The organism is Enterobacter sp. T1-1, from assembly GCF_000710795.1.
Lineage (GTDB): Bacteria > Pseudomonadota > Gammaproteobacteria > Enterobacterales > Enterobacteriaceae > Enterobacter > Enterobacter cloacae.
The window spans coordinates 1-16,281 of the sequence record NZ_JALW01000043.1 but is presented as its reverse complement, the minus strand read 5'-3'; the positions used below and the strand labels follow the sequence as shown (position 1 = coordinate 16,281).

Here is a 16,281-nt window from a genome sequence, read left to right as displayed (position 1 = left end):
GTCAGCCCTTATTGCGTCTCAACTTCTGGCACGAAAGTAACTTACCCAACCAACTGATAATTAAAGTAATAAAAATATATTTCTGCACAAACTTGGACAAATAACTCGAATTGTGTAAGTTTTAATTATGCGCTTACGCTACGTTGTTTACCGCCAGGATGTGACCCATGAACCTTTTGCCTGACGTCATCAGTCGGTTTGTTGATTACTACATCGCGCTGGATTCCCAGCCGCCCTCGGCGCTGGCGGGGCTTTACCATCCCGATGCCACGCTTATCGATCCGTTTGGTGAACATAACGGCCTGTTCGCCCTGCAGCGCTATTTCACCCATCTGCTGGCGAATGTCGAACACTGTCGTTTCACGCTTGATTCCCCTTTGATCGGCGAGCATCGCTTTGTTGTCACCTGGGTCATGTACTGGTCGCACCCGCGCATTGCCGGTGGCGAGCCTCTGGAACTGCCTGGCTGCTCCGTGGTGGACGTGGAAAAGGATCGGATTATTCGCCAGCGGGACTACTACGATGCCGGAGAGATGATCTACGAACATCTGCCTTTGCTTGGCTGGGCGGTTCGCGGCGTGAAGCGGAGGGTAAAATCATGATGACGGTCCTGATCACCGGCGCCAGTTCAGGCATTGGGGCGGGGCTGGCGCAATCTTTTGCCCGTGACGGTCACCATGTCATCGCCTGCGGGCGGGATCCGGCGCGTCTGGAAGCCCTGCATCAGCACAGTTCAAACATTACGGTACGCCTGTTCGATATGACAGACAGGGACGCCTGTCGCCAGGCGCTGACGGGCTGCGCGGCCGATCTGACGATCCTCTGTGCCGGAACCTGCGAATATCTGGAACATGGCGTGGTGGACGCCGCGCTGGTAGAGCGGGTGATGACCACTAACTTTCAGGGGCCTGTCAATTGCCTCGCCGCGCTGCAGCCACAGCTTGTGGCCGGTAACCGCGTGGTGCTGGTGAGCTCTATGGCTCACTGGCTGACGTTTCCACGCGCTGAAGCGTACGGCGCATCCAAAGCCGCGCTCACCTGGTTTGCGCAGAGCCTGCGTCTCGACTGGGAGCCAAAAGGGATTGCAGTCACCGTGGTATCGCCCGGTTTTGTCGACACCCCGTTGACCCGCAAAAATGATTTCGCTATGCCGGGCAGGGTGAGCGTTGAAGAGGCGGTAAAAGCCATTCGCCGTGGCCTGGAAAAAGGGAAAAACCACATCGCGTTTCCAGCGGGATTTGGTCTGACGCTGCGGCTGCTTTCCGGGCTGCCAGCGTTCTTACAGCGCGCACTGCTGCGCAGGATGGTGCGCTCATGAAGATCGCCATAATCGGCAGCGGCATCGCCGGGCTGACCTGCGCCTGGCGCCTTGCCGGGCATCATGAGGTCACCCTGTTTGAAGCCGGTGCCACCCCCGGCGGCCATACCGCCACGGTTGACGTGCCGACGCCACAGGGTACCTACGCCATCGACACCGGTTTTATCGTCTACAACGACCGCACCTATCCACGCTTTATGGGGCTGCTTAGCGAGCTGGGCATCAGCGGGCAAAAAACGCAGATGAGCTTCTCGGTACACAATCCGCAGAGTGGGCTGGAGTACAATGGCCACACCCTGACGACGCTCTTTGCACAACGTCGTAACCTGGTGAACCCGGCGTTCTGGCGTCTGCTTGGGGAGATTGTCCGTTTTAACCGCCTGGCGAAACAGGCGCTGAAAGAGGACGTGGAGCCCGGCGCGACGCTGCAAACGTTCCTGGAACAGCATCGCTTTACGCTGTTCTTTGCGCGTCATTATATTCTCCCGATGGGGGCGGCCATCTGGTCGTCTTCACTACAGGAGATGAAACGTTTTCCGCTGCCGCTCTTTTTACGCTTCTTTGAGAATCACGGTCTGCTGGATATCACTCAGCGCCCGCAATGGTACGTGGTGCCCGGCGGCTCGCGGGAGTATATCCGCGCTATTCTGGCACAGCTGGGTGACCGGCTCACGCTGCACCTCAACGCGCCGGTGCAGCGGGTAAGCCGTGATGCACAGGGGGTCACCCTCCATCTTGAAGAATCGAGCCACCGTTTTGATCAGGTGATTTTTGCCTGTCACTCAGCCCAGGCGCTGACCATCCTCGACGCACCTTCCGCCGCTGAGCAGGAGGTGCTGGGCGATATTGGCTGGCAGCGTAACGAGGTGGTACTGCACAGCGATCCGCGCTGGCTGCCGGTGCGTCAGCGCGCCTGGGCCAGCTGGAACTACCGCCTGAGCGGCCAGGATCAGGCCAGCGCCTGCGTAACGTACAACATGAATATCTTGCAGGGGCTGCCCGCCGGTAGCCCGCTGTTCTGCGTCACCTTAAACCCGGAAACGCCGGTGGACGAACGCTTCGTGCTGCGGCGCTTTGTGTATGAACATCCACTGTTTAACCCGCAAAGCTGGCGGGCACAGGCGCGCCGCAGCGAAATCAACGGTCACCAGCGGAGCTGGTTCTGCGGCGCGTACTGGTACAACGGCTTTCATGAAGATGGCGTGCGCAGCGCGCTGGACGTCGTCAATGCGATAACAGCCGGGGAGGGAAACCGATGAACAGTTGCCTCTATCACGGCGTATTACGCCACCGCCGTCTCCAGCCGAAAACGCATGAGTTCAGCTACGGCGTCTTTATGGCCTGGCTCGATCTCGACGAGCTGGAGAAGTTGCCCACCGTTGGCGTGCGGCGCAACCGGTTTGCCGCCGCATCGTTCCATGATGCGGATTATCCGCTGGGTTCGCCGCTTAAAGAGAACGTGCTGAATCGGCTGGAAAGCCTGACCGGCGAACGTCCTGAGGGGCGGGTGATGCTCCTGACGCAGCTGCGCTACTTCGGCTTTCATTTTAATCCCGTCAATTTTTACTACTGCTATGACCCGGCAGAGACGCTGCGCTGGGTGCTGGCCGAAGTGCGCAATACGCCCTGGAACGAACGACATTATTACGCCGTCAATGGTCAGCACGCCCAGCCCACGGAGAAAGCCTTTCACGTTTCTCCGTTTAACCCCATGGACATGATTTACCACTGGCGCTTCAACAACCCGGATAACACGCTGCATATGCACATTGAAAATCATCAGGCGTCAAAGGTATTTGATGCCACGCTGGCGCTTCGCCGCGCGCCGCTGACCCGTCCGGCACTGCGTGGGCTGCTGCTGCGTATTCCGCTGATGACGCTCAAAACCGTTTTCGCGATTTACTGGCAGGCGCTGCGGCTGTGGCTTAAGCGCGTGCCTCTGTATAACCATCCTGTCAGCAGGAGTGAACGCTCATGACCGATCCTGTCTTTGCGCTTGAACCCGATATCCCGCGCAACATTCGCGTCGCGCGCTGGCTGCTCTTTCGCATGCTGAGCGGCCTTCGTGGCGGCTCGCTCACGCTGCGTGAAGGGGCGCAGACCTTTCATTTCGGTGAGCTGTCTGCCGCGCTGCATGCCGACGTGCAGATCCTCAGCCCGGGCGTCTACTGGCACGTCCTGACCGGAGGCAGCCTGGCTGCGGCGGAAGCCTGGATGGATGGCGAATGGGAAACCACGCAGCTCACGCCGCTTCTGCAACTGCTTGCGCTAAACAGCCAGGTACTGGGGCGGCTCGAAAACGGGTTCCGCCTGCTTGGCAGACCGCTGGAGCGGCTTCGCCACTGGACGCGGCGCAACTCCCGGGCGCAGGCGCGGGATAACATTGCGGCGCATTACGATCTGGGTAACGCGTTTTATGCCCATTTTCTGGACAAGGAGTTGCTCTATTCCAGCGCGCTGTTTAGCGGGGAGGAGCAAGATCTTAGCGACGCGCAGCGGGCGAAAATGGCGCGTCTGTGCGAACAGCTGGCGCTGAACCCAAGCGATCATCTGCTGGAGATTGGCACCGGCTGGGGGGCGATGGCGGAATACGCGGCCCGTCACTACGGCTGCCGGGTGACCACCACCACGCTGTCGCAGGAGCAGTATCGCTGGGCGACAGAGCGGATCGCCCGTGCCGGTATGCAGGACCGCGTTGAGGTGTTGCTCTGCGACTATCGCGATTTAACCGGCGAGTACGACAAGCTGGTGTCGATTGAGATGATTGAAGCCGTCGGGCAACGCTATCTGCCAACGTTCTTCCGCACCTGTCAGGCGCGTCTGCGTCCGGGTGGGCGCATGGCGATTCAGGCCATCACCATTCAGGATCAGCGGTATCGCGACTACAGCAAAAGCGTGGATTTTATTCAGCGGTATATCTTCCCCGGCGGCTTTTTGCCGAGCATAACGGCGATGAATGCGCTGATGACGCGCCACACCGATTTTGTGGTGCGCAACCTGTTTGATATGGGGCCGGACTACGCGCGCACGCTGGCGCACTGGCGTCAGCGCTTTCTCCATGCCTGGCAGGAGATTGAAAAACTGGGATTTGATGAGCGGTTTCGTCGGATGTGGCTCTATTACTTTGGCTACTGCGAAGCCGGGTTTAACGCCCGCACCATCAGCGTGGTGCAACTGACCGCCGAGCGCGTATGAAACGTTACGTGCAGGTTTTCGCTTTGGCTATCGCGTTCGATCTCTACTGGACGCTGGTGGTGCTGTTTCGCGAGCGTGGCCTGATTATCTGGTGCGTGCTGGCGATCTTCGCCTGCCTGATGTTGCCGCCTGCACACCGCGTTTATGCCATTCTGCTGGCACTCGCGGGCACTCTGCTGGATGCACTCTGGGCGCTGACGGGGCTGATCGCCTTCACCGGTGAATCGCTGATGCCCGTGTGGATGGTGGCGCTGTGGCTGATGTTTGCCACCGTCTGGACGCAGCTCACCCGCACCACAACGTTACCCGGCTGGATGCTGATGCTGCTGGCTTCCGTGGGCGGTCCGGTGGCGTATCTTATCGGGGAGCGGCTCGGTGCCATTGCCTTTCTGGAGCCGACTTTTATCGTCGTCAGCTGGATGGTGCCGGGCTGGCTGGTGCTGATGCTGTTTTACCACTTGCTGACAGGGAGGCAACAATGAGAGCCGCACTCCTGTTCCTCTGGCTCATCACCCTGACGCCTTTCGCCCTGGCAGCCGACTGGCTTAGCTGGCGTAAGGTGGGGGATGCCACGCTGACCTGGGGGCCTTTCACCGTTTATACCTCCCAGTTGCGCACCCCTGAAGGGCGCTACACCGGCAAGATGCAGGATCAGGCGCTTATTATCACCTACGCGCGTGACATCGACAGTGAAGACCTGGTCGAGGCAACCCGCGACCAGTGGCGAGCACAGGGGGTTTTGCAGCAGGAACCGCAGAGCGAAGCCTGGCTGCGAATGCTTGCCTCGCTGTGGCCGGATGTCGGGCCGGGGGCGCAGCTGGCGTTCGTGCTTAACGATAAGCAAGGACAGTTCTGGTACCGCGCGCCTGCCGCATCGGGCACTTTCAGACCCCTGGGGCCGCCTCAGTCGCAAGCGTTCAGCACCCGTTTTCTGGGGATCTGGCTTGATCCCCGCACGCAATACCCTGAGCTGCGTCAGCAGTTAATCGGAGGACAACAATGAAACGTTTTTTGATCATGGCGCTGGGTGTGACGATGTTGCTGGCAGGCTGCAGCACGGACGTGACGGAATACCGCCAGCAGCAGCCGCGGCTTGATATATTCCACTATTTCCAGGGAAAAACGGAAGCGTGGGGGATGGTGCAGGATCGCAGCGGGAAGCAGATCCGCCGCTTCCACGTGGAGATTGCCGGGGACGTGATTGGCGACACGCTGACGCTGAATGAACATTTTGTCTACGACGATGGTGAAAAACAGCAGCGGGTATGGCATATCCGCCGCGTGGCGACCGATCGTTATGAGGGCACGGCGGGCGATATTGACGGCGTGGCGACGGGGCAGGCGGCGGGCAATGCCTTCAACTGGCGGTACAGCATGAACGTGAAGGCCAACGGCAGCACCTGGCTGCTGCACTTCGACGACTGGATGTACCTGCAGGATGGCACACACCTGTTTAATAAAACCGAGATGAAGAAATTTGGCGTCACCGTCGCCACGGTGACGCTGTTCTTTACCCGCAAGGCGTAACGTTACTCGTGGGGAGGGGCGTTTTTACTGCCTGAGTAAATGAAAAACAGCGCAATACCCAGGCAGAGGACGGCGGCCAGTCGGCTCATCGAAAACGGAATGGCCGCATTGCCCAGCCAGCCAAAGTTATCAATCAGCATACTCATGGTGAGCTGACCAAAAATCACCGCGACCGTGGCGACGGCGGTGCCGATGCGCTGCACCGCCACGACCATGATCACAATGTACGGCACGCCAAACATCGCCCCGAGAAGCTGCCATTTCGGCACGTCCAGCAGGGTGACTGACTGTTTTGGTTCAAAGAAAAAAATCAGCAAGGCGGTGACCAGCGCGCCAACGGAGAATGTCAGGAACGCGCTTTTGAATACGCCCACGCGGCTGCCAAGTTGCCCGTTGATCGCCGCCTGAACGCTTAGCGTCGCGCCGCCGCACACGGCCAGAATAATCATCATCAATGTCATCGTGTTACCCCTGTGCGACAAGAATCAGTGCCGCAATAATAAAACCCAGCGCGACGATCCGTTTCGCGTTGATCTTCCTGTGCGGTGTGCCCAGCAGACCGTAATGGTCGATCAGCAGGCTTTTAAAAACCTGCCCTGCCAGAATGCCAATCATCGTCAGGGCGATGCCGATGGCCGGGGTGGCGAGGGTCAGGATCACCACGTAAACCGGGCCAAGTACCCCGCCGAGCAACTGCCAGCCAGGCTGGGCAAAAAACGACGGGCTGTTGCGCGGGCTGAAGAACAGCATCAGCAGAAACGTCAGCGCGGCGCCGACGCCAAAAATGCTGAACGTGGCCCATAAATCACCGACTTTTCCACCCAGCGGCCCCAGCAGGCCAGCCTCTACGGAAAGCCCCATCCCCCCGGCAATCACCAGTAAAATCAAAACAAGCTGCATTGTTATTCCTCCGTTTTGCAGGCGGAGAAGATTACGTCGGTCTGGTCATGAGAAAAATGCCATAATGCAGGAAACACCTTTGCAGGATATGCACGAATGTACGACGCCGGGAGCATGAACCTCCGTTCGCTGAAGATTTTTATCGCGGTTTTTGAAGCCGAAAATTTTTCCGTGGTCGCGCGCCGCGAGGGCCTTTCCGCCTCGCAGGTTTCGCGCATTATCCACCAGCTTGAGGACGCACTCGGCCAGCAGCTTTTTTACCGCAATACCCGGGCGGTGATCCCCACAGAAAGTGGTCATCTGTTTATCCGCTATGCCAGGGAGATGATGACGAGTTTTGAGGAGGCTCGTCGGGAGCTGGATGCACGTTCAACGGAGCCTTCCGGCACGATCCGCATTAATGCACCGGTCTTTTTCGGCCAGCGGCACATTGCGCCAGGGCTGCCTGGTCTGACGGCGCGCTATCCGCGGCTGAATATCGAGCTGACGCTGACCGATGATTTTATCGACCCGCACAAGAATGCCGCCGACGTGATCTTTCGCATCGGCGTGCTGACGGACTCCACCTTTCACGCGCGCATTTTTGGTCAGCAGCGCTACCATCTGGCCGCCTCGCCGGACTATCTGCGACAGCACGGCGCGCCGCAAGGGCCGGACGATCTGGCGCATCATAAATGCCTGGTCTACCGTGGTTCGTCGGGGCCTAACCGCTGGCTATTTCGCGGTCCGGGGGAGGAGTGGGTGCACTACCCGGTGATGCCATTAATGACGTCAAATAATGCGGAATCGCTGCTTGCTGCCGCGCTGGGTGGGATGGGAATTGTGCTGTTTCCGGACTGGCTGATTGGCGACCGCGTGCAGCAGGGTGAACTGGTCGCACTCCTGCCAGGGCTGGAATGCGCCATTCATACGGAGCCCCTGAATATTGCGGCGATCTACCCAAACGCGCGGCATCCGCCCCTTAACGTCAGGGCGGTGATTGATCATTACGTTGGGTGTTTCGGTACACCGCTCTACTGGCAAACGCAGGGCAGGTGATTACGCGCCAAGTTCGTTGCGGATGATCGCGGCTCCGGCGCTCAGCGCCTTCAGCTTACCGTTGGCAACCTGACGGGAAAGCGGTGCCATACCGCAGTTGGTTGACGGGTAAAGCTTGTCGGCATCGACAAACTGCAGCGCTTTACGCAGGGTGTCAGCCACTTCTTCCGCGGTTTCAATGGTGTTGGTTGCCACGTCGATGGCGCCTACCATCACTTTTTTGCCGCGGATCAGCTCCAGCAGATCCATCGGCACGCGGGAGTTGTGACATTCCAGCGAGATGATGTCGATATTCGATGTCTGAAGCTTAGGAAACGCCTCTTCATACTGGCGCCATTCTGAGCCAAGGGTCTTTTTCCAGTCGGTATTGGCCTTGATGCCGTATCCGTAACAGATGTGCACCGCTGTTTCGCATTTCAGCCCTTCAATGGCACGCTCCAGCGCCGCAATCCCCCAGTCGTTGACCTCATCAAAAAAGACGTTAAATGCCGGCTCATCAAACTGAATGATATCGACACCTGCGGCCTCTAACTCTCTTGCCTCCTGATTGAGGATTTTAGCGAACTCCCAGGCCAGCTTTTCGCGGCTTTTATAGTGCGCGTCGTAAAGGGTGTCGATCATGGTCATCGGCCCCGGCAGGGCCCACTTGATTGGCTTATCCGTGAGCTGGCGTAAGTATTTTGCGTCGTCCACGAACACCGGTTTTTGACGCGCCACGGCGCTGACCACCGTCGGCACGCTCGCATCGTAGCGGTTACGAATGCGCACGGTCTGACGGTTTTCAAAATCCACGCCGCTGAGGTGTTCAATAAAGGTGGTCACAAAGTGCTGGCGCGTCTGTTCGCCATCGCTGACGATATCAATCCCCGCGCGGATCTGCTCATCAAGCGATAAACGCAGTGCATCCTGCTTACCGGCCAGTAACTCCTGATCCTCTAATTTCCACGGTGACCACAGCGTTTCTGGTTGTGCAAGCCAGGTTGGCTTAGGCAGGCTGCCAGCGGTTGACGTCGGGAGCAATGTTTTCATATGTATAACCCTTTTAAATTCGATTAATTAACGCGCGTAGTTATCAGACCACTGCTCGAGTACGTGCTTGTAAGGCTTGATAAATTGTTCTTCCGTGAATTTACCCTGCTCAATGGCCAGCTGGCTGCGTTCAACACGGTCGTAAACAATTTTGGTTAATGAGTGATCCTGCTGATTCAGATCGGGGCGATAGCAGTGTCCTGCCGCCGAGTTAGCGTTATAAATTTCCGGGCGATAGATCTTCTGGAACGTCTCCATCGTGCTGATGGTGGCGATCAGTTCAAGATTGGTGTAATCACTGAGCAAATCGCCGGTGAAGAAGAAGGCAAACGGCGCTACGCTGTTTTCAGGCATGAAATAGCGTACCTTCAGGCCCATTTTCGCGAAGTACTGCTCCGTCAATGACTCGCCATCCGGCGTGTACTCAATGCCCAGCACCGGGTGCTGGTTACCCGTGCGACGATAAGTGTCTTTGCTGGACACGCTCAGGCAAATCACCGGTGCTTTTTTGAAATTCTCACGGTATTCCGGCGAATTAACAAAATGGTGGAAGATATTGCCGTGCAAGACACCAAACTTCTCCGGAATGGTGAAATGGGGCTGGTTTTTATTATGCTCCAGCAGCAGGACGCTGAAATCGTAATCGCGCACGTAAGAGGAGAAGTTATTGCCGACAATACCGTCGATGCGTTCGTTGGTTTTTTTATCGACGATTGTGGTTTGCAATATTTCAATGGCCGGGAAGGTTTTCTCCGCACCAATATTCAGATCCACAGAGACGATCTCAAGCTCGACCGCGTAACGATCGGCATTGGGGTTATCCCAGCGCGCCAGGGCGTTAAAGCGGTTATTGATCATCACCAGAGTATTACGCAGGTTCTCCTGACGCTTTTCCCCGCGGGCGAGGTTGGCAAAGTTGGTGGTCGTACGCGTATTCTCTGACGGGTTATAATTTTCATCGAAGCAACTGCGCTTAAGGGTAAATGTAAAAGCTTTACTCATCTTGGTTATGCATCCTAAGTTCATGTTGCCAGGAAGTTATCAATGCATAATTTATGCCTGACGCGGTGGCGCAGGGGAAGTGACTTAATTTCACAGCAACATGAGCGAACTTCATGAACTGCTCAGTTCCAGTTATACTGCCCAAAATTTCCAACCGGTTTAAACACACTCATGACAAAACTCACCTTACAAGAGCAGATGCTGAAAGCGGGCTTAGTCTCCAGCAAGAAAATGGCCAAAGTTCAGCGCACGGCCAAGAAATCCCGCGTGCAGGCGCGTGAGGCCAGAGAGGCGGTAGAAGAGAACAAAAAAGCGCAGCTTGAGCGTGACAAACAGTTGAGCGAGCAGCAAAAACAGGCCGTGCTCGCCAAAGAGTTTAAGGCGCAGGTGAAGCAGTTGATTGAGATGAACCGCATCACGGTGGCAAAAGGCAACATCACCTTTAACTTCACCGACGGCAATCTGATCAAAAAAATCGAGGTGGATAAGGCAACCCAGACCCAGTTGATTAACGGTCGTTTGGCCATCGCGCGTCTGGTGATTAACGCTAACGGCGATTGTGAATATGCCATTATCCCGGCGGTGGTGGCGGATAAAATTGCCCAGCGCGATGCCGACAGTATTGTGCTAAACAGCGCCCTGAGTCAGGAAGAGCAGGATGAAGACGATCCGTATGCCGATTTCAAAATCCCTGACGATTTGATGTGGTAATACGGCTCAGAACGGTGCGGTGTGATGAGCGTTAACCGGCTCGCCGCTCACCGGATGAATAAAATTCAACTGACTGGCATGCAGCATCAGCCTCGGCGTTGTTCCGCTGCCTGGCCATGCCCGTCCCCCATATAAATCGCAGCCCAAAATCGGGTGGCCCAGCAGCTGACAGTGAATGCGCAACTGGTGGGTTCGCCCCGTTTCAGGCGTCAGTTCTACCCGCGTGAGCGGCATCGCCGCGTTTTGATGCAGGCGTTCCACCACCCGATAGCGGGAACGGGCGGGTTTGCCGTTAACGGCACAGATCGACATCAGCGGAAACAGCGCCGGATCTTTGGCAATCGGCGCGTCAATTATCCCTTCATCGTTTTCCAGGTGGCCGCAAAGCAGGGCGCTGTAGACTTTTTCCACGCTGCGCTGGCTGAACTGCTGACACAGCGCGGCGTTGATCGACTTATTACGTGCAATCACCATCAGGCCGGACGTGCCAAAATCCAGGCGATGCACCAGCGTGCAGCCAGGAAAGTTTTGAACCAGACGATAGTGCACCGAATCGAGATTTTGCGGATTTTTACCCGAGAGGCTAAGCAGACCGGAAGGTTTATTGATCAGCAGCAGATGTTCATCCTGCCAGAGGATCGCAATGTCGTCATGACACGGTGGGGCAATAAAAGAATCAATAATCGCAGACATCAGGCCGCCCGGCTGGAGAGTGGGAGCGGATGATAACGAAATGCGGGAGAAAAGAAAAACCCTCTCACCGGGCGGTGAGAGGGGGAAATCTTAGGCTGCCACCAGGCTGTCGATCGCGGCTTTCGCGTCGGTCTGTGCTTTGGTCGCCACTTCAGGACCGTAAGCGATACCTTCTGCAAACACGAAGTTCACGTCGGTGATCCCGATGAAGCCCAGGAACAGGCTCATGTACGGCGCAACCAGGTCGGTTGGGGTATCTTTATGAATACCGCCACGGCTGGTCAGCACGATGGCACGCTTGCCTTTCACCAGACCTTCCGGGCCATTTTCGGTGTAACGGAAGGTAACACCAGCGCGAGCCACCAGGTCGAAGTAGTTCTTCAGCTGGGTTGGGATGTTGAAGTTGTACATTGGGGCGTTGATCACGATTACGTCGTGCGCCTGCAGTTCAGCAATCAGCTCATCAGAGAGCGCCAGGGCTTCCTGCTGGCGTGGGCTCAGCGGTGCATCGCTTGGACGCAGCGCGCCAACCAGCTCGCCATCCAGCACAGGAATTGGGTTTGCAGCCAGGTCACGCACGGTGATTTGGTCTGCGGAATGGTGTTCACGCCACTGTTCAACGAAGTAATCAGACAGCTGACCAGACTGAGAGTACCCTGCCAGAATACTGGATTTCAAAACTAATACTTTGCTCATGGGTGATTCCTGTTTTGCATTTGATTGAAGGGGGTTGCCCCGTTGCTTGTTGACACTTTATTCACAATCCTGCCACAGAGATAGCGCAATATATCGAAGCCTATGTTCGAATTTTTTGAATAAGGCGTGGGAAGCGCTGATGTGGTACTCTATAGCAATCATTACAAAGAGATTTTATCCGGCAGTGCACTGCCCGTTAATGCTATGACAGAACAACAAAAATTGACCTTCCCGATGCTCCTGCAACAGCTTGATTCACTGATGTTGCGCGATAAACAGCGCTTTGCTCGCCGCTTGCACGGGGTGAAGAAGGTTAAAAATCCTGATGCACAACAGGCCATTTTCCAGGAGATGGCGAAAGAGATTGAACAGGCGGCAGGGAAAGTTGTGCTGCGCGAAGCGGCTCGTCCGGCAATTACCTATCCGGAAAATCTGCCCGTCAGTCAGAAGAAGCAGGAGATCCTCAACGCCGTGCGCGACCACCAGGTGGTGATCGTGGCGGGGGAGACCGGCTCGGGGAAAACCACACAGCTGCCAAAAATCTGTATGGAGCTCGGCCGCGGAGTGAAGGGCCTGATTGGTCATACCCAGCCGCGTCGTCTGGCGGCGCGTACCGTGGCGAACCGTATTGCCGAGGAGCTGCAAACGGAGCCGGGCGGCTGCATCGGTTATAAGGTGCGTTTCAGCGACCATGTGAGCGATAACACCATGGTCAAGCTGATGACCGACGGTATCCTGCTGGCGGAAATTCAGCAGGATCGTCTGCTGATGCAGTACGACACTATCATTATTGATGAGGCGCACGAGCGTAGTCTGAACATCGACTTCCTGCTCGGCTACCTGAAAGAGCTACTGCCGCGTCGCCCGGATCTGAAAATTATCATCACTTCCGCGACCATCGACCCGGAGCGTTTCTCAAAACATTTCAATAACGCACCGATTATTGAAGTTTCCGGTCGTACCTATCCGGTAGAAGTGCGCTATCGCCCGATCGTGGAGGAGGCGGAGGATACCGAGCGCGACCAGTTGCAGGCTATTTTCGATGCCGTTGACGAACTGGGCAATGAGAGCGCGGGCGACATTCTGATCTTTATGAGCGGCGAGCGTGAGATCCGCGATACCGCCGACGCGCTCAGCAAGCGCGATCTGCGCCACACGGAAATTTTGCCGCTTTACGCACGTCTCTCCAACAGTGAACAGAACCGCGTGTTCCAGCCACACAGCGGGCGCCGCATCGTGCTGGCAACCAACGTGGCGGAAACCTCGCTGACCGTGCCGGGCATCAAGTATGTGATTGATCCGGGTACGGCGCGTATCAGCCGCTACAGCTACCGCACCAAGGTACAGCGTCTGCCGATTGAGCCGGTTTCACAGGCGTCGGCCAACCAGCGTAAAGGGCGCTGTGGACGTGTGTCGGAGGGGATCTGTATTCGTCTCTATTCAGAAGACGATTTCCTCTCCCGCCCGGAGTTTACCGACCCGGAGATCCTGCGCACCAACCTGGCTTCCGTCATCCTGCAGATGACCGCGCTGGGGCTGGGCGATATCGCCGCTTTCCCGTTTGTCGAAGCGCCGGACAAACGCAATATTCAGGACGGCGTACTCCTGCTGGAAGAGCTGGGGGCGATCACCACCGACGAGCAGGCCACCGCGTATAAACTGACGCCGCTGGGACGGCAGCTCAGCCAGTTGCCGGTGGACCCGCGTCTGGCGCGCATGGTGCTGGAAGCGCAAAAACACGGCTGCGTGCGTGAGGCGATGATCATCACCTCGGCGCTCTCAATACAGGATCCGCGTGAACGGCCAATGGACAAACAGCAGGCGTCGGATGAAAAACACCGTCGCTTCCACGACAAAGAGTCGGATTTCCTTGCCTTCGTGAACCTGTGGAACTACCTCAGCGAGCAGCAGAAAGCGCTGTCATCTAACCAGTTCCGCCGTCAGTGCCGCGTGGATTTCCTCAACTACCTGCGCGTGCGCGAGTGGCAGGATATTTACACCCAACTGCGCCAGGTGGTGAAAGAGCTCGGTATTCCGGTGAACAGTGAACCGGCGGAGTACCGCGAGATTCACATCGCATTGCTGACCGGACTGCTGTCCCATATCGGCATGAAGGACGCCGAAAAGCAGGAGTATACCGGCGCGCGAAACGCCCGTTTCTCCATCTTCCCCGGCTCCGGGTTGTTCAAGAAACCACCCAAGTGGACCATGGTTGCTGAACTGGTGGAAACCAGCCGTCTGTGGGGGCGTATTGCCGCGCGTATCGATCCGGAATGGGTGGAGCCGGTGGCGCAACACCTGCTGAAACGCTCATACAGTGAACCGCACTGGGAGCGCGCGCAGGGGGCGGTGATGGCAACCGAAAAAGTGACCGTCTACGGCCTGCCGGTGGTGGCTGCGCGTAAGGTCAACTACAGCCAGATTGACCCGGCGCTGTGCCGCGAGCTGTTTATCCGCCATGCGCTGGTGGAGGGCGACTGGCAGACGCGTCACGCCTTCTTCCGTGAAAACCTCAAGCTGCGTGCTGAAGTGGAAGAGCTGGAGCACAAATCCCGTCGTCGCGACATTCTGGTGGATGACGAGGCGCTGTTCGAATTTTACGACCAGCGCATCAGCCACGATGTCATTTCCGCCCGTCACTTTGACAGCTGGTGGAAGAAGGCCAGCAAAGAGACGCCGGATCTGCTCAACTTTGAAAAGAGCATGCTGATTAAAGAAGGGGCGGAGTCGGTCAGTAAGCTCGACTACCCGAACTTCTGGCATCAGGGCAACCTTAAGCTGCGGCTGACCTATCAGTTTGAGCCGGGAACGGACGCGGATGGTGTCACCGTTCATATCCCGCTGCCACTGCTAAACCAGGTGGATGAGAGCGGCTTTGAGTGGCAAATTCCCGGCCTGCGCCGCGAACTGGTGATTGCGCTGATCAAATCGCTGCCGAAACCGGTGCGGCGTAACTTTGTTCCGGCCCCTAACTACGCCGAAGCGTTTTTAGGCCGCGTCACGCCGCTGGAACTGCCGCTGCTGGATGCGCTGGAGCGTGAGTTCCGCCGCATGACCGGTACCACCATTGACCGCGAAGACTGGAACTGGGGTCAGGTGCCCGATCACCTGAAAATCACCTTCCGCGTGGTGGACGATAAAAACAAGAAGCTGCAGGAAGGCCGTTCGCTCACCGCGCTGAAAGAGGCGCTGAAAGGCAAAGTGCAGGAGACCTTGTCCGCAGTGGCGGATGATGGGATTGAGCAGAGCGGGCTGCACATCTGGAGCTTTGGTCAGCTCCCCGAAAGCTACGAGCAAAAACGCGGCAACTACAAAGTGAAGGCCTGGCCTGCGCTGGTGGATGAGCGCGACAGCGTGGCGATCAAGCTGTTTGATAACCCGCAGGAACAGCAGCAGATGATGTGGCGCGGGCTGCGCCGCCTGTTGCTGCTCAACATCCCGTCGCCGATCAAGTATCTGCACGAGAAGCTGCCGAACAAAGCCAAGCTGGGGCTGTACTTTAACCCGTACGGCAAAGTGCTGGATCTGATCGACGACTGCATCTCCTGCGGCGTGGACAAGCTGATCCACGAGGCGGGCGGTCCGGTCTGGTCAGAAGAGGGCTTTGCTCAGCTTCATGAAAAGGTACGCGCGGAGCTGAACGACACCGTGGTGGATATTGCCAAACAGGTCGAGCAGATCCTCACCACCGTGTTCAATATCAACAAACGCCTGAAAGGGCGCGTGGATATGACCATGGCGCTGGGGCTGTCGGATGTCAAAGCGCAGATGGCGGGCCTGGTGTACCGCGGCTTTGTCACCGGCAATGGCTTCAACCGTCTCGGCGACACGCTGCGTTACCTGCAGGCGATTGAAAAACGGCTGGAGAAAATGGCCATCGATCCGCATCGTGACCGTGCCCAGATGCTGAAAGTGGAAAACGTGCAGCAGGCGTGGCAGCAGTGGTTGAACAAACTGCCACCGGCACGTCGTGACGATGAAGACGTTCAGGCGATCCGCTGGATGATCGAAGAGTTACGCGTCAGCTTCTTTGCCCAGCAGCTCGGTACGCCGTATCCGATTTCGGATAAACGTATTTTGCAGGCGATGGAGCAGATTTCGGCTTAACACCCTGTTTCTCCCTCTCCCGGTGGGAGAGGGCCGGGGTGAGGGCATCAGGCCGCACAATTTTC

17 protein-coding genes are annotated in these 16,281 nt (G+C 57.1%); 11 read left to right on the top strand and 6 right to left on the bottom strand.

Features of this window, described 5'->3' with window-relative positions; all coding sequences use genetic code 11:
• The first annotated feature begins 167 nt into the window (after positions 1-167).
• The 8 genes from AK59_RS0114465 to AK59_RS0114430 are packed head-to-tail and all read left to right on the top strand — an operon-like array spanning position 168 to position 6,040.
• Positions 168-602: a nuclear transport factor 2 family protein gene (locus AK59_RS0114465; RefSeq protein WP_029883110.1), complete on the top strand. Its 435-nt coding sequence runs from the start codon at positions 168-170 to the stop codon at positions 600-602.
• Positions 599-1,318 carry an SDR family NAD(P)-dependent oxidoreductase gene (locus AK59_RS0114460; protein ID WP_020688135.1) on the top strand — a complete coding sequence of 240 codons (720 nt, stop codon included), beginning with the start codon at positions 599-601 and terminating at the stop codon, positions 1,316-1,318. The genes AK59_RS0114465 and AK59_RS0114460 overlap by 4 nt, the downstream gene beginning before the upstream one ends.
• Entirely contained in the window at positions 1,315-2,577 is a 1,263-nt protein-coding gene (locus AK59_RS0114455; RefSeq protein ID WP_029883109.1) for an NAD(P)/FAD-dependent oxidoreductase, read from the top strand. Before AK59_RS0114460 ends, AK59_RS0114455 begins: the two co-directional genes overlap by 4 nt.
• The gene (locus AK59_RS0114450; protein WP_020688133.1) at positions 2,574-3,296 is read left to right on the top strand and encodes a DUF1365 domain-containing protein; all 723 of its coding nucleotides are present in this window, start codon (positions 2,574-2,576) and stop codon (positions 3,294-3,296) included. Before AK59_RS0114455 ends, AK59_RS0114450 begins: the two co-directional genes overlap by 4 nt.
• Entirely contained in the window at positions 3,293-4,513 is a 1,221-nt protein-coding gene (locus AK59_RS0114445) for an SAM-dependent methyltransferase (protein ID WP_029883108.1), read from the top strand. Before AK59_RS0114450 ends, AK59_RS0114445 begins: the two co-directional genes overlap by 4 nt.
• Entirely contained in the window at positions 4,510-4,995 is a 486-nt protein-coding gene (locus tag AK59_RS0114440) for a DUF2878 domain-containing protein (RefSeq protein WP_013096716.1), read from the top strand. Before AK59_RS0114445 ends, AK59_RS0114440 begins: the two co-directional genes overlap by 4 nt.
• Positions 4,992-5,516, top strand: a complete 525-nt coding sequence (locus AK59_RS0114435; protein WP_029883107.1) for a hypothetical protein — start codon at positions 4,992-4,994, stop codon at positions 5,514-5,516. Before AK59_RS0114440 ends, AK59_RS0114435 begins: the two co-directional genes overlap by 4 nt.
• Complete coding sequence (locus AK59_RS0114430; protein WP_020688129.1) at positions 5,513-6,040, top strand: DUF3833 domain-containing protein; 528 nt, start codon at positions 5,513-5,515, stop codon at positions 6,038-6,040. The genes AK59_RS0114435 and AK59_RS0114430 overlap by 4 nt, the downstream gene beginning before the upstream one ends.
• Positions 6,041-6,042: 2 nt before the next feature.
• Here AK59_RS0114430 and AK59_RS0114425 read toward each other — a convergent pair whose 3' ends face one another.
• Positions 6,043-6,501 carry a DMT family transporter gene (locus tag AK59_RS0114425; RefSeq protein ID WP_029883106.1) on the bottom strand — a complete coding sequence of 153 codons (459 nt, stop codon included), beginning with the start codon at positions 6,499-6,501 and terminating at the stop codon, positions 6,043-6,045.
• Between the two features lie 4 nt (positions 6,502-6,505).
• Complete coding sequence (locus AK59_RS0114420) at positions 6,506-6,940, bottom strand: DMT family transporter (protein ID WP_013096712.1); 435 nt, start codon at positions 6,938-6,940, stop codon at positions 6,506-6,508.
• Positions 6,941-7,036: 96 nt separating this feature from the next.
• On the opposite strand from AK59_RS0114420, the gene AK59_RS0114415 reads away from it, so the two are divergent.
• Complete coding sequence (locus tag AK59_RS0114415) at positions 7,037-7,978, top strand: LysR family transcriptional regulator (RefSeq protein ID WP_029883105.1); 942 nt, start codon at positions 7,037-7,039, stop codon at positions 7,976-7,978.
• On the opposite strand, the gene AK59_RS0114410 is transcribed toward AK59_RS0114415, so the two are convergent.
• Positions 7,979-9,007 (bottom strand): methionine synthase, encoded by a 1,029-nt coding sequence (locus AK59_RS0114410; protein ID WP_013096710.1) that lies wholly within the window; start codon positions 9,005-9,007, stop codon positions 7,979-7,981.
• A 27-nt stretch (positions 9,008-9,034) separates the two neighbouring features.
• Complete coding sequence (locus AK59_RS0114405) at positions 9,035-10,009, bottom strand: DUF1852 domain-containing protein (RefSeq protein ID WP_029883104.1); 975 nt, start codon at positions 10,007-10,009, stop codon at positions 9,035-9,037.
• 171 nt (positions 10,010-10,180) lie between these two features.
• Between AK59_RS0114405 and AK59_RS0114400 the strand changes: the two genes are divergently transcribed.
• Positions 10,181-10,720, top strand: coding sequence for a DUF2058 domain-containing protein (locus AK59_RS0114400; RefSeq protein ID WP_013096708.1), 540 nt, complete (start codon positions 10,181-10,183; stop codon positions 10,718-10,720).
• 6 nt (positions 10,721-10,726) lie between these two features.
• Here the strand turns inward: AK59_RS0114400 and AK59_RS0114395 are convergent, their stop codons facing one another.
• Both AK59_RS0114395 and azoR read right to left on the bottom strand, forming a co-directional pair.
• Positions 10,727-11,413: an RluA family pseudouridine synthase gene (locus AK59_RS0114395; protein WP_029883103.1), complete on the bottom strand. Its 687-nt coding sequence runs from the start codon at positions 11,411-11,413 to the stop codon at positions 10,727-10,729.
• Between the two features lie 90 nt (positions 11,414-11,503).
• A complete protein-coding gene (azoR, locus tag AK59_RS0114390) occupies positions 11,504-12,109 on the bottom strand; it encodes an FMN-dependent NADH-azoreductase (RefSeq protein ID WP_013096706.1) in 606 nt (201 codons plus the stop codon).
• 204 nt (positions 12,110-12,313) lie between these two features.
• Here azoR and hrpA point away from each other — a divergent pair, with 204 nt between their 5' ends.
• Entirely contained in the window at positions 12,314-16,216 is a 3,903-nt protein-coding gene (gene hrpA, locus AK59_RS0114385; RefSeq protein ID WP_029883102.1) for an ATP-dependent RNA helicase HrpA, read from the top strand.
• Positions 16,217-16,281: the final 65 nt, after the last annotated feature.